Source organism: Parafrankia colletiae, assembly GCF_001854655.1.
Taxonomy (GTDB): Bacteria; Actinomycetota; Actinomycetes; order Frankiales; family Frankiaceae; genus Parafrankia; species Parafrankia colletiae.
Genome location: NZ_MBLM01000012.1, coordinates 1 through 12,612, shown reverse-complemented (window position 1 = coordinate 12,612; position 12,612 = coordinate 1). Strand labels below are relative to the sequence as shown.

At 66.3% G+C, this 12,612-nt stretch carries 10 protein-coding genes and 2 pseudogenes; 6 read left to right on the top strand and 6 right to left on the bottom strand.

The genetic code is table 11. From position 1 onward, the window contains the following. Window positions 1-2,005: FxSxx-COOH system tetratricopeptide repeat protein (gene fxsT / locus CC117_RS03595; RefSeq protein WP_084131454.1), on the bottom strand; the 2,005-nt coding region annotated here is incomplete at its 3' end. Between the two features lie 397 nt (window positions 2,006-2,402). Here fxsT and CC117_RS03590 point away from each other — a divergent pair. The 5 genes and pseudogenes from CC117_RS03590 (at window position 2,403) to CC117_RS34055 (ending at window position 7,459) form a co-directional block, all read left to right on the top strand. Beyond that, the gene (locus CC117_RS03590; RefSeq protein WP_071082346.1) at window positions 2,403-2,696 is read left to right on the top strand and encodes a transposase; all 294 of its coding nucleotides are present in this window, start codon (window positions 2,403-2,405) and stop codon (window positions 2,694-2,696) included. Further along, window positions 2,693-3,403, top strand: coding sequence for an IS3 family transposase (locus CC117_RS03585; RefSeq protein WP_084131448.1), 711 nt, complete (start codon window positions 2,693-2,695; stop codon window positions 3,401-3,403). Before CC117_RS03590 ends, CC117_RS03585 begins: the two co-directional genes overlap by 4 nt. Window positions 3,404-3,595: 192 nt before the next feature. Continuing rightward, window positions 3,596-4,708, top strand: coding sequence for an IS110 family RNA-guided transposase (locus CC117_RS03580; protein ID WP_071082345.1), 1,113 nt, complete (start codon window positions 3,596-3,598; stop codon window positions 4,706-4,708). Window positions 4,709-4,724: 16 nt separating this feature from the next. Continuing rightward, window positions 4,725-4,928: pseudogene (locus CC117_RS34065) on the top strand (IS3 family transposase); the annotation flags it as partial. Window positions 4,929-5,365: 437 nt separating this feature from the next. Continuing rightward, the gene (locus CC117_RS34055) at window positions 5,366-7,459 is read left to right on the top strand and encodes a WD40 repeat domain-containing serine/threonine protein kinase (protein ID WP_321572580.1); all 2,094 of its coding nucleotides are present in this window, start codon (window positions 5,366-5,368) and stop codon (window positions 7,457-7,459) included. A 61-nt stretch (window positions 7,460-7,520) separates the two neighbouring features. Here CC117_RS34055 and CC117_RS03575 read toward each other — a convergent pair whose 3' ends face one another. The 3 genes and pseudogenes from CC117_RS03575 to CC117_RS40860 form a co-directional block, all read right to left on the bottom strand. Continuing rightward, window positions 7,521-7,949 (bottom strand): transposase, encoded by a 429-nt coding sequence (locus CC117_RS03575; RefSeq protein WP_071082344.1) that lies wholly within the window; start codon window positions 7,947-7,949, stop codon window positions 7,521-7,523. A gap of 111 nt (window positions 7,950-8,060) precedes the next feature. Next, a protein-coding gene (locus tag CC117_RS34050; protein WP_116287689.1) for an IS5 family transposase occupies window positions 8,061-8,884 on the bottom strand; the annotation gives its coding sequence in 2 pieces (ribosomal slippage) (window positions 8,061-8,527 and window positions 8,527-8,884; 825 coding nt in all). Window positions 8,885-9,147: 263 nt separating this feature from the next. Further along, a pseudogene (locus CC117_RS40860) lies at window positions 9,148-9,378 on the bottom strand (NYN domain-containing protein); the annotation flags it as partial. Window positions 9,379-10,753: 1,375 nt separating this feature from the next. Here CC117_RS40860 and CC117_RS03555 point away from each other — a divergent pair. Further along, a complete protein-coding gene (locus tag CC117_RS03555) occupies window positions 10,754-11,215 on the top strand; it encodes an NUDIX domain-containing protein (protein WP_071082342.1) in 462 nt (153 codons plus the stop codon). A 185-nt stretch (window positions 11,216-11,400) separates the two neighbouring features. Here CC117_RS03555 and CC117_RS03550 read toward each other — a convergent pair whose 3' ends face one another. Together CC117_RS03550 and CC117_RS03545 are read right to left on the bottom strand one after the other, a co-directional pair. Continuing rightward, window positions 11,401-12,000, bottom strand: coding sequence for a hypothetical protein (locus CC117_RS03550; RefSeq protein WP_198541714.1), 600 nt, complete (start codon window positions 11,998-12,000; stop codon window positions 11,401-11,403). Between the two features lie 244 nt (window positions 12,001-12,244). Continuing rightward, a partial coding sequence (locus CC117_RS03545) for a DDE-type integrase/transposase/recombinase (RefSeq protein WP_071082338.1) occupies window positions 12,245-12,612 on the bottom strand: 368 nt, incomplete at its 5' end.

Here is a 12,612-nt window from a genome sequence, read left to right as displayed (position 1 = left end):
TTTCCCCCAGCACGCGTTGCCGGCGGGCAAGCGTATCTTGCCCGAGTTCCCAGGCTGCTTTCCATTCGCCGAGGTTGTCGAGATGCGCGCCGAGATTACTGGCTGACTCCAGTGTGTCAGGATGGTCCGGGCCAAGTACCCGCCGCCGACGGTTTAGGACGTCCTCGGTGATTCGTCGAGCCGCCTGCTCATCGCCGGCCAGCGCGGCGACGACAGCGAGGTTCGCCGCTGTGCCGAGCGTTAACATGTGATCTGCTCCGAGTGCTCGCCCACGGCCCGCATGTGTACTTTCGAATACTTTCCGTGCGGCACCGTAATCGCCGAGACGCACCAGTGCGTTCCCGTACCGGTGAGCGGCGGTCAGCGTGTCAGGGTGGTCTCCACCAAGCGTCTTGGACCAACGCTGATACGCCGCCAGAGACATCTCCAACGCGTCTCGCGACCGGCCTGACTGCTCAAGATAACGGACGACATCAAGCAGGAGAACACGAAAATCCTGGCTTTCAGGCACCCCCAGGCTGCATGAGTGCGCGACGAGGGACTGTACATGAGGGGTCAGAACCGCATACGACGACCAGACTGTCGGATCATCGTGGTTGCCGGGACGGACGGTCGCCAGAAGCTCCTGGGCCTGCTGGCAACGCTGGGCTTGTTCGTTGTCGCTGAGGAAGGACCGAACCAGGGCCTGAACCAAACGGTGGACCTGCAGCGCGGTACCCCTGTTCCGGGCCAGGCCGAGACTCGTGAACTGACGCACCACATCGGCCGTCGCTGCGCTGTCTCCTATTTCCACCCCGAATGGGCCTGAGTTGCCCGCCGGCCGGCGAGGAGTGAGCGGGAGCAGTTCCGCCGCGCAGAAGGCCAGCTGGTCGAAGACCACGGCGGCGCGCGGACTGGCGGCGCGTAGCCGAGCGCGGCTGGCGGTCACCACCGCGACCAGGCCTGGATGACGGTCGACGGTGGGATCGTCCAGCCCGGCATGCGCGGGCGACGCGGCGAGCAGGCCCAGGTAGTCGGCAACGTCGAGACCGGTTTCCTGGAGGAAGCAGCCGGCCTGTTCAACGGCGAGCGGCAGGTCACCGACCGCCGCCGCGATCTGGTCGGCCTGGCCAGGCGACAAGGCCGGGCAGCGGTGCCTGAGCAGTGCGACGGACTCGGACCGGTCGAAATCGCCGACCTCCACCAGGTCCGCGAACCGGCCGAACGCGGGATTGCGGCTGGTAAGCAGCAGACGCCCGCTGTCCGGCGGGCGAAGCTCGGCCAAAGCGGGAGGGCTGTCGGCGTTGTCGTAGATCAGCAGCCAGTCGGTACGGCGCGCCAGGGCGGACCACAGCGACCGTAGAACCTCGGCCGGTGACCCCGCCGGCAGTCCCAGTGCCGCCGAGAGTTCGACCAGCCCGCTGGTCGCCAGCGTGGGGTTCTCCGCGTTGACCCACCATACGATCTCGTATCCGGCAGCGCGTCTGTGGGCGTACTCGACGGCGAGCTGGCTCTTGCCCACCCCTCCCATTCCCCGCAGCGGCACGACGGCAATCGCCTGCGCGTCGGATTGACGCAGGCGGCCATCCAACGCCCGGAGAAGGTCGTCGCGGCCGGTGAAGAACGGGTTTCGGGCCGGGACATTCCAGATCCGCGGTAGCCGCCGGGGGAACTCCACTCGGCCCGGAAAGATGACCGGTGAACCGGGCCTGCGCGAGCCCGCGGACACTCCGTCGAGGAGCCGGCTGCGAGCAGCGTCCTCCTCCAGCCCGAGCAGCTCGATCCGGGTCAGCGGCGCGTACAACTCGGGGATCGAGCAGTCGGCCACGACCACCGGGACGACGCGGTCGCTCGCGAACGCCGCGGTGTGCTCGGCCTGGGAAATGCGCTGGGCGAAGTAGTCGTCGGTGTAGACGGCCAGTACCCGCTCGGCCCGTTCCAGAGCACGCCGCATGGCGTCCACGAGGTTCGTGCCCGCGACCCAGTCCCACACGTCGAGCTCCACCGTGTACCCGGCCTCGACCAACTGCTGGGCGATCCACTCAGCCCATGCCAGGTCGCTGTCGGCGTGGGAGATGAAGAAATCCCGCCGGTCCACCTCGCCCCCGTGTCTGCCAGGTCCAACACAGCGCGTCCCCGCGGTCGGTCATATCCTAGCCGGACGCTTCCGACCACGAACCGCGCAGGAACATCATGGCGCACGGTGCGAGTGTCCTGRCTGACGCGGCTCAGCGCCGACAGCAGTAGTAGAGCCGCAGGTCGCTGTCGGCGGCTGTTCTCCCCATGGCGACCCGGGGCAGGCCCACCTGCGTTCGGCTGTCCGCCGCAACGTCCAGCGGCGGTGTGAACGACRCCGGGTGAAGTTGGCCCGATCCTGTTCACACCTGGGCTCTTTGGGATAATGACCCCAGGGAGGAGTGCAGGTGTCGAGATCAAAACCGCCGTACGCCGAAGAGTTCCGCCAGCAGATGGTGGATCTTGTCCGGGCTGGACAGCTACCCGAGGAACTCGCGAAGGAATACGGCCCGTCGGGGCAGTCGATCCGTAACTGGGTGCGGGACGCCTCCCGCCAGGACGACACCCGAGCGGACGAGATCACCACCGCCGAGCGGGAGGAACTGAACCGTCTCCGGAAGGAGAACCGGCAGCTCCGCGAGGAACGCGACATCCTCCGCAAGGCCACGATTTTCTTCGCGACGGAGACCGGTCAGAAATGAAGTTCGCTCTGATCGACGCGGAGAAAACACACCACTCTGTCTCCGTTCTGGCCCGCGTGCTTGGTGTGTCACGCGAGGGCTACTACGCCTGGCGTCGCCGTGGTGGACAGTCCRCCCGGACCGCGGCCGACCAGACCCTGACCACGAAGATCACCACGGTGCATGCCGCGTCACGGGAGACCTACGGCGCCCCGCGCGTGCACGCGGACCTCGCCGCCGCCGGCGTRCACGTCAGCCGCAAGCGCGTCGCCCGACTCATGAGACAGGCTGGCCTACAAGGGGTCCACCGCCGCCGCAGAGTCAGCCTGACCCGCCGGGACCGGGCCGCGCACCTGCCACCCGACCTGGTCAACCGTGACTTCACCGCCCCGGTCCCGAACAAGATCTGGACCGCCGATGTCACCTACATCCCGACCGACCAAGGCTGGCTCTACCTGGCGGTCGTCCTCGATCTGTACTCGCGGCGGATCGTGGGCTGGTCCATGTCCGCCGAGCAGAAAACCCCACTCGTCGCCGACGCCCTCACCATGGCACTACGCCACCGCCGCCCGGCGCCCGGAGTCATCCACCACTCCGATCAAGGAGCCCAATATACGTCTCGGGAGTTCGCGAAAATCTGCCGCAAGCACCAGGTCGAACGCTCCGTCGGATCATCTGGAGACTGCTACGACTGCGAGCATCATGTTGTCGCTGCCACGCTGGTCTGACCCTTGTTACGACCGGCCCTCCGGGTGCCCTGGCGTTGATCTGTCGGCTGGCGTGGCGGCGGCCTCTGGACCGCTGGCCGGGCGGGCAGTGACCTGATAGGAGCCTGATCGCAGCAGGGTCTCATCGCAGTCCTGTCCGCCCGCCCGACCAGCGGGATATGACCGGTGATCTGTGAGGAGATCAGCCAGCCGATGTCCAGCATGATGCTTTCCCGCGACGATGTCATCGTCGGYGTCGACACCCACAAGGACCAGCACGTCGCCGTGCTGCTTGACGGTCTCGGGGGCCGTCTCGCGGACCTGGTGATTCCGGCAACTGTGGCTGGTTTMGAGATGCTGCTCGCGTTCTGTTTGGCCCGGKTGTCTGCTCCGGGGCGACTTGTTGCCTTTGGCGTCGAGGGAACCAGCTCCTACGGTATGGGGCTGGCACGTTTCCTGCGTAGGCACGGCCATGAGGTGCGGGAGGTCAGCCGTCCACCGCGCAAGGGCGAGCGTCGTCGAGCAGGTAAGACCGACACGATCGACGCCGAGCATGCCGCCCGAGAGATCATCTCTGGTGCGTCGACCGCGACCCCGAAGACGGCCGACGGAGCGGTCGAGGCACTTCGTCTGATCAAGGTTGCCCGGGACACAGCGGTGAAGGCCCAGTCCGCAGCCATGATCACATTGAAGGCGACGTTGGTGACCGCCGACGACGAGCTCCGGGGCGCCCTGGAGCCGCTCACCGACCACCGGCTCATCGAGGCCTGCGCGGCGCTGGGGTGCGTGGGGGCACCGACGACGCCCGAGAAGGCGATGCGGCATGTGCTGGCCTCGCTGGCACGGCGGTGGCTGAGCCTGCATGAGGAAGTCAAGTCGTTGAGCTGGCACCTCAAGCAGCAAACGAAGACGGTCGCCCCACGGCTGGTCGAAGCAGTGGGGATCGGCCCGGACACCGCCGCGGAGATGCTGCTGGCCGCCGGGGATAACACCGACCGGATCCGCTCGGAATCTGCTTTCGCGAAGCTCTGCGGCGTGAGCCCTATCCCGGCCTCCTCCGGGAGAACGCACCGGCACCGGCTCAACCGCGGCGGGAACCGTCAGGCCAACGCCGCGCTCTATCGAACTGTCATTGTCCGCATGCGATGGCACCAGCCTACCATCGACTACGTCGAGCGGCGCACCGCAGAAGGGCTCACGAAGCGTGAGATCATCCGCTGCTTGAAAAGATATGTTGCCCGGGAAGTTTATCGCCTTCTACCGCCACCGGCCGCTTCCGGTAGCAGCCACGAGCAGGAATCTTCATCGGCACCTCAGGCCGCTTGACATCTATAGGAGCATCAATGCAGTCACCGAATCCTTTTTCGCCACTCTCGAATGCGAACTCCTCGACCGCACGGCCTTCACCACCCACGATCAGGCCCGGGCTGCGATCTTCGACTTCATCGAAGGCTTCTACAACCGGCGACGCCGTCACTCCACCAACGGATACCTCAGCCCCCACGACCACGAAACCCGCTTCCAGGAGTACGATAAGGTCGCTTAATCGTTCAAAGCCCTACCTGTGAACGAAACCGGGGCAGCTTCAGGGCATCGCGAACCCGCCTCGGGGGCGAGAGCCGTCCGTAAGGACGGTCTCTACCGCGACTACATGTAGTCGTCAAGCCAACTGTGACAGTTGATCGTCGTCCGGTTGGCTTGGAATGGGCTGGCTGATCCACACAGTCTCGGGTAGACGGGGCGGTCGTGGCCGGTGGGCGAACCGCTCGGGGTGGGCCRCGTGGGCGCGGTCGAGGGTGGCCTGGCGGTGCGCAGGGAGTCGAATCGGCAGGGTGCCCGATGCCGATCTCCAGTGGCCAGCGGCCCAGCGATCAGGACCTGTAGGGCTTTCGTTAGGATAACGCCTCACATCCATCAAACGGGTGCGACTACGGCAGAGGTTCGTGGGGAGTCAGACCAATTATGATTGTTGACAGAGCAAGCGTGGCCGCAGCGCTTCCTGCCTATGAATTGGGTGACCAGATCGGTGCAGGCGCGTTCGGACTGGTGCTGGCTGGCCGGCACCGCCGCCTGCAGCGTGACGTTGCGATCAAAGTATTGACCGCCGGGAGACGCGCCGGAGTGGCCGCCGATTTCGCCGCTGAGGCGGTGATCCTGGCCGGCCTAGATCATCCGCACATCGTCCGGGTGTACGACTGCGTGGAGGTCGGCGATCTTCATCTGATCGTCATGGAAATGCTGAGCGGTGGCACTCTTGCCCACCGCCAGGAGAACATGAGCCAGCAGGGTACATGTGCGGTCGGCCTTGCCGTAGCCGAAGCCCTTTCCTGCGCGCATTCCTGGGGCGTTCTACACCGCGACATCAAGCCTGACAACGTATTGTTCGGCTCCGCCGGCCTGCTGAAGTTGGGTGATTTCGGGATAGCGAAGCTGTTGGACCGGGAGGCCGCCACCGCGAGTGCGGTGATCGGGACCCCACTGTTCATGGCTCCTGAACAGATCTCGAGAGGCCGGTTGGCTCCTGCCACCGATCTGTATGCGCTGGGGGTGATGCTATACCTGCTCCTAGCCCGCACAGCGCCGCTTGATTCGACTATCCCCACACAGGTGCCGTGGCGCAACTCCCCGCACGACATCTCGCCACCGGCCGGGGTGCCTGAGGAGGTGGTGCGGGTGATCCTGCACGCACTCGCCGAGATTCCGGAAGACCGGCCGCCATCCGCGCACGCGTTCGCCCTTGACCTCGCTCGCGCGGCCGCCAGCGCATACGGACCGGGATGGATTGCTTCGTCGGGTATATCGCTGCAGGTCGGCGACGACGTCCGCGCCGCCGCCGAACCCTCAGCTGCGGCCGTCCGACGGCCAACACTGCCCCCTACCGGCAGGGGGTCACTTCCGCAGCTGTTCGACGACAGTAATCGAGAAAGGTCGAGGAGAAGCACCAGCAGCCACAGGCGTCACGCACGGTCGCGTTTTTGGCTGGCCGCGCCAGTGCGCCACCGCCTTGCCACCGTCGTGACGCTGCTCGTTCTCGCAGTCGGTGGCACCATCCTCGTCTCCGCTGCAGGCGGGGACCTAGGTTCACGCCCCGATCACCGGACTCCGGCTCCCTCCGCCCAGATACTGGGCCGACCCATGACCGGCCACACCGCCTCGGTGAGCGCGGTCGCGTACTCACCGGATGGCGACGTACTCGCCAGCGCCAGCAAGGACAAAACCGTGCGACTGTGGGACGTCACCGACCGAACCAAACCCCACTTGCTCGGCAAGCCACTCACTGGCCACCCCGCCGGAGTTATCTCAGTGGTATTCTCCCCGGACGGCCGCACCCTAGCCAGTAGTGATCTGGACGGCATGATTCGGTTGTGGGACGTGACCGACAAGTCCAAACCGTTCCTCCTCGGCCAGCCCTTCACCCGACACACAAGGGGGGTGGCCTCGTTAGCTTTCTCCCCGGATAGTCAGACCCTGGCCAGCGGAAGCAGCGACAGCACGGTGCAACTGTGGAATGTCACTGACCGACGCAGACCATCCCACCTCGGTCAACTCCTCACCGGCCACACCGACTGGGTGATCTCGGTAGTTTTCTCAGGGGACGGCCGCACTCTGGCCAGTGCCAGTCTCGATACCACCGTGCGACTATGGAACACGTCCTACACGGCCAACCCGTCGGAACGCCTCCTCAGCACAATCCAGACCGGCCACACCGGCGGGGTGGGATTGGTAGCATTCGCCTCGGACGGCCAAACCCTCGCCAGCGGTGGCAAAGATAGCAAGGTGCGACTGTGGAACATCACCGAACGAACCAAACCTAGCCCCCTCGGTCAACCTCTCACGGGCCACACCAACACCGCCTGGGCGGTTGCCTTCTCGCCGAACAATCGCATTCTTGCCAGCGGCGGCTGGGACCATCAGATCCGGCTGTGGGATGTGACCGACCCGGCCACTCCTCTTCCTCTCGGCCCTCCCTTGGAAAACGGCCTCGAGTGGATCTGGTCGATATCATTCTCCCCGGACAGCCGCACCCTGGCCGCCGGAAGCAAAGATAACATGATCCGACTTTGGGCGCTTCCTTGAACGTAACTGGCCAGGCACCGATTTGATCTTGGGTTGCAGATCTTGAATGATCAGGGTCTGGTTACAGAGGTTGAGGATCCAGGGGCAGGTCGGTCTGGCCGAGGAAGCCGGTGATCAGGTCGAGGCGGTACCGGATGCGCTTGAGCAGGGTCTTGATCGTGGGGGTGAGCTGGTCGACGGTGACGCGGATGTGGTTGCCGAGATCGCGTTTGAGGTGGGCCCACACGCCTTCGATGGGATTGAGGTCGGGGGCGTGGGCGGGTAGGGGGACCACGGTGAGCCAGCTGGCGTGGCAGGTGAGGAACATGCGCATGGCGGCGCTGTGGTGGGTGTCCCARCACAGGATGATCGGGGCGTGGAGCTGGTGGTGYGCGGCGACGAGCAGGGTGGCGTAGTCGTCTTCGGAGAAGCTGCGGCGTTCACCACGACGGCCGTGGTGGGCAAGGACCCGGTAGAACAGCCGGGGCCGGTAGCAGACCAGGGCGGCCATCGACACCCGTCCCGAGCCCTTCCCTGACTTGGGCCAAGATCTGATCGTCTCGCTGTTCGCGGACGGGTGACCTGCGGGTTTGGTCGCGGAGGCACGCACTAAGAGCGTGTCTCACGTCGAGCGCGGGAGTTTCTTCCAGCAGGTGATCGCGGCGGCGAGGCARAGGAAGCCGAGGAAGTTCCGGCCGTTGCGTTCGTAGCGGATGGTCAGCCGGCGGTACCCACCCAGCCAGGCAAGCGTTCTTTCGACTTTCCACCGGTACCGGCCAAGGCGTTCGACGCTGTCCACRCCTCGGCGGGCGATACGCRCCRCGATGCSRCGCCGGCGCAGGAAACRCCGCAGTTCCGGCTGGTCGTAGGCCTTGTCCGCCCGCAGCTTGTCCGGTCGGCGTCGCCGCGGCCCGCGKCGGGAACGGATCGCCGGGATACTGGCCACCAGTGGGACGAAGGCSCMGCTGTCGTGCAGGTTCGCCGTGGAGACCGCCACGACCAGCGGCAGCCCGTCCGCGTCGGTCAGAACATGGATTTTCGAGCCCGGTTTGCCGCGATCGACCGGGTTCGGCCCGGTCAGGCTTCCCCTTTTTTCGCGCGGAGGCTGGCCGCGTCCACGATCACCGACGACCAGTCGACCTGCCCGGCCGCACCGTGCAGATCAAGGATCTTCCGATGCAGCCGGGGCCAGACACCCGCCCGGGTCCAGGCCTGGAACCGACGGTGCGCCGTGGGCACCGATACCCCGAACTCGGCCGGCAGATGCCGCCAGGCACACCCCGAGGTCAACACGTAGACCACCGCGGTGAACACCGCCCGATCCTCGATCGGGGCAGTCCCACCACCCTGCCAGCGACCCTCGAACCGGGGTAGCAGCGGTTCCACCAGCTCCCACAATTCGTCCGGGACCAGCCGCCCGGCGAGGCTGCTCTCCAACACGTCCATGATCAGATATGTACCCGGAGCGGCCACGCAAGACACGCTCTAATCGGGATGGTGGCCGTGGCCTACTCTGTCGGGCTGTGTCTCCTTACGCGCGGACGGTGAGGACCGCGTCCGGTGCGCGGGCGGTGCAGGTCGTACACTCCCAGCATCGGGGATCGCGCGAGATCGAGCACATCGGGTCGGCACACACCGACGCCGACCTCGAACGCATCGACGGACCCGGAGTGCAGCAGGTCCATCGCGTCGATCGCCAGGGCCAGGTCGGCTGCGTTCTTCCCCTTGACGGCGGCGAAGACCTGCACCGGCCGGATCGAGAGGTCCTGCAGGGTCTTCTTCCAGGTCCTCAGGGAGCCCGACCAGTCACCGTAGGCTCGCCTGATCCGGACCTTCCCGTACTGGGTGCTCTCGGCGAGGAGCGGCTCGACGGCCCACAGCGGGATGTTCTCCGCGTCGATGAGGACCGCAAGCTGTGTCGACCCGGCTCCGTCCACCATGCTGTTCCTCCCTTGCGGGCGCCTGGCATCCGCGGCTACGGAACACGGCTGGCCGCCCCCAGGATGGCACGCGGCCCGTGCGCTCGCGGTGTCCACCAACCCTCAGCCGTTCGTGGTGCCGCGTCCCTCCGTCCCCAGCCGGCCCGTGTTCAGCGGGCACCGGATCTGGGCGTGACGCGGTAGACGTGGCACCCGAGTCCCCGTCCTGGTCTTCACGCCCGGCGAGCTGGACGCCTTCACCCAGAGGCGCCGCGGACAAGTGCAACCAGTAACCGTTGGTCCGGCCCGCACGCGGTTGCCGGTTGCCCGCTGAGTCCGTCTCGGACGGCCAGGTCGACGCTTCCTCGTTCGGGATCGGCTACCTTCTGTAACTGGCACGCTTTACGTGTCCGGTATTGGCTGTTATATCAGGGTTCGTCGTGGCGTGTGTGCGCATTGTGTGCGCGGATGTCCCGGCACGGGGCGGCATTCTCCGGCACATTTCGGCACGGAAATCGCCCTGACCTCGGATTTTCCGGCACGACGCGGCACGTTCCGGTATGTTCGGATACGCAGTGATCCGTCTTGTAATCGAGCGGCTAGGGGTTCGAGTCCCCTCGCCGGCTCCAGGAAAATGGCCCTTGACCTGCGGTTTTGCAGAGTTAAAGATCATTTTGACAAGATCAAACTGGGTTTGTGTGCGCATTGTGTGCGCATTCGGCGGGTTCGTGCTCAGAACGATCATCGGTGGGGCGTCCTCTTTGGGCGGCTGGGCCGGGATCTGCGGTCGCGACGCCGCCCCTAAAGCGGTTACGTTCCGTTACTATCGGCGGTCCCGRGTTGCTGGACTGTGGCAAGAACGGCGCGCGCCGGTTGACGGTGGCCGGTCCGCCATCCCACCCCCATGGCCACCGCGGGGTGGGATCGGACGTTCATGGCGCCGCCAGGGCCGATGGCGGGCTCGAAACGCGGACATGGCGGCATCGGTGCGCTGGTTCCTGGTGTCCATGCCGTGATAGTGGATGCGGGTTCTCTGTCGCTGTCTTCCCTTGCTCGCCGGCGTGGCCCATGTCGGGCGGGTTGCTGACGGCGCCCTCCGGCAGGTCGCCAGCACGCTGTCCTGGCGTGTTTGTCGGRCATTCCGGCTCGGCATCAGTTCGGTCTTTCGTCGTGCCACCGTCTGGACCCGTCGGGATCGTCGGCGGTGTGAACCCGCACCGCCGCCTCGGAGGGACTGGGGTGGAACGGTGGGTCGCTCGATCCCGGTTGATGGAGCGTCCTCGTCGTGCGGATACCTGTGGTCTGGGTTGCCCCTGGTGGGAAGGGTGGGGTGGGCACGATGAGGTCTTGTGACGGGTCTCGGAGGGTCGGGGTGCGCAGCGGCGAGATCTGTTCGRTGTCGCCGGTTGTACGCCGGTCGGTTCGGGCGGTGCTGATCGATGACGAGGCCCGTCTGGTGATGATCAAGCGGACCAGGCCCGGGGTGGCGCCGTGCTGGACGACGCCGGGTGGGGGGATCGAGCCGGAGGATGTGAGCAGGGAGGCGGCGCTGGAACGTGAGTTGTTGGAGGAACTCGGGGCGACGGCTGCCGTGGGTCGGCAGGTGGCGCTGGTGGCGACACCAGTGGATGGCGGTCAGTCTGTGCAGTACTTCTTCGTGGCTCGCCTGGTCAGGCTCGACGCGGCGGTGCGGTGCGGTGATGAGCACATTGATGTCGCTCGGGGCGGCTATGAGGTGGAGCGGATTCCGCTGGATCAACTCGCGGGGTGTGATCTCAAGCCCGTGACGATCAAAGATTTCATTGTCGAGAACCGCGCGGCGTTGCTCGCTGGTCTGCCGTCAACGGTGCTGTCCTAGCGCGGACGGCCAGCCCTCGGCTGGTTCTGTCCGTCTCAAGCTCGGGGAGTCTGACCGCGGGTGGGTGCGGGCCCTGCGCGGCTGCGGCTCATGCTGGCGACGGCGCCGCGGCCCGAGTCGGCCAGGGCCGATCACTCAATGGTGAGACGGCCATGTGCGCGACATGGGCGATCAGACGTTCGGGATCAGGCCGTCGCGGCTGGGAGCGCGCGCCGCTGTTGGGTGATCATCTCGCCGAGGTCTCGGACGGCGGGGAGCTCGTGCCAGCGTCCGTTCATGTCGCGCCATACCTCTCCGGCACGTTGGATCGTGCTGCGGGTGGGTGTGTTGCCGAGGACGGTGAGTGCCTGCCGTGTGGCCGTGGCGGCCTGTTCGGGGTCGGGATCTTCTCGGTGGAGGAGGGTCAACGCGAGCGCCGTGTACTTCCCAGAAACCTGGACATAGTGGCTGGGACCGTGAGCGAGTTCGAGGTCGAGGCCGGTCCGCGCGTGCTGCTCGGCTCGTTTTCCCTTTCCGAGGTGGGAGTAGGTGACCGCGAGGAACGCATGGGTGAACGCTTCGTCGCCTGGGTTCGGTCCGGGCATGACTCCTCCGGTCCAGACGCTGTCCTGCATGTCCGCGAGCGCGGTGTGGGCGTCCTCGGGTCGGCCCGCGAGGGCCGCCGCGCGTGCCTCGCAGCCGGCGAGGACCGGCCGGGTGTAGGTGTGGGCGTTCTGCCTGGCCTGGTGGGCGATGTCCGCGGCTGTGTCGTAGGCGCCGGTGAAGTAGGCGACCGTGGAGCGCATGGCGGCGGCCGAACCGGCGAGTAGCCGATCGCCGATGYCGGTGGCGTGCTGGCCTGCGAGGGAGAGGAACTCGCGTGCCGCGTCGTCATCGCCGGTGTCGAAGCCGAGCGTTCCGAGGTAGAACGCCTGCCAGCCCGCGATCCACGTGAGCCGGTGACGGGTTCTCGCTGATACACGGGTGTCGAGGAAGGGGTCTGTTGCATTGGGAGATGGCAGGGCATGGTTGACCCTGCCGGACGGGTGATCAGATCGTGAGGGTGAGTTCGGTGAACGCGGCTGTCAGTCGTGTGTGCGGGTCGGTGTCGATCCCGAGTTCGTAGTGACCGCGGCGGATGTTCTGGACAAATGCATGCCCTACGCTGATCGTCTGGACGGAGCGCAGCCGTTTCAGTCCGCGCATCGGGCGGAGCCGGGCTTTGAGTCTGCTGTGGTCGGATTCGGTTCGGTTGTTCTCCCGGGCACCGTCGACGTGGCAGGCCTCGGGGAGCAGCTCGTCGAGGAGCCGCGGGTAAACGGCGGCCTTGTCGGTGGTGACCTCGACGGGCCGGCGCCCGTGGGACAGCGCCTGGGCGAAGAAGCGGCGGGCCGCGGCCTGGTCGCGTCGTTCGCTGG

Excerpts from the sequence above, each read along its gene's own strand:
- CC117_RS03550 (WP_198541714.1), bottom strand. The coding sequence starts at position 12,000 with ATGCGCTCCACGGTCGCCTACTTCACCGGCGCCTACGACACAGCCGCG.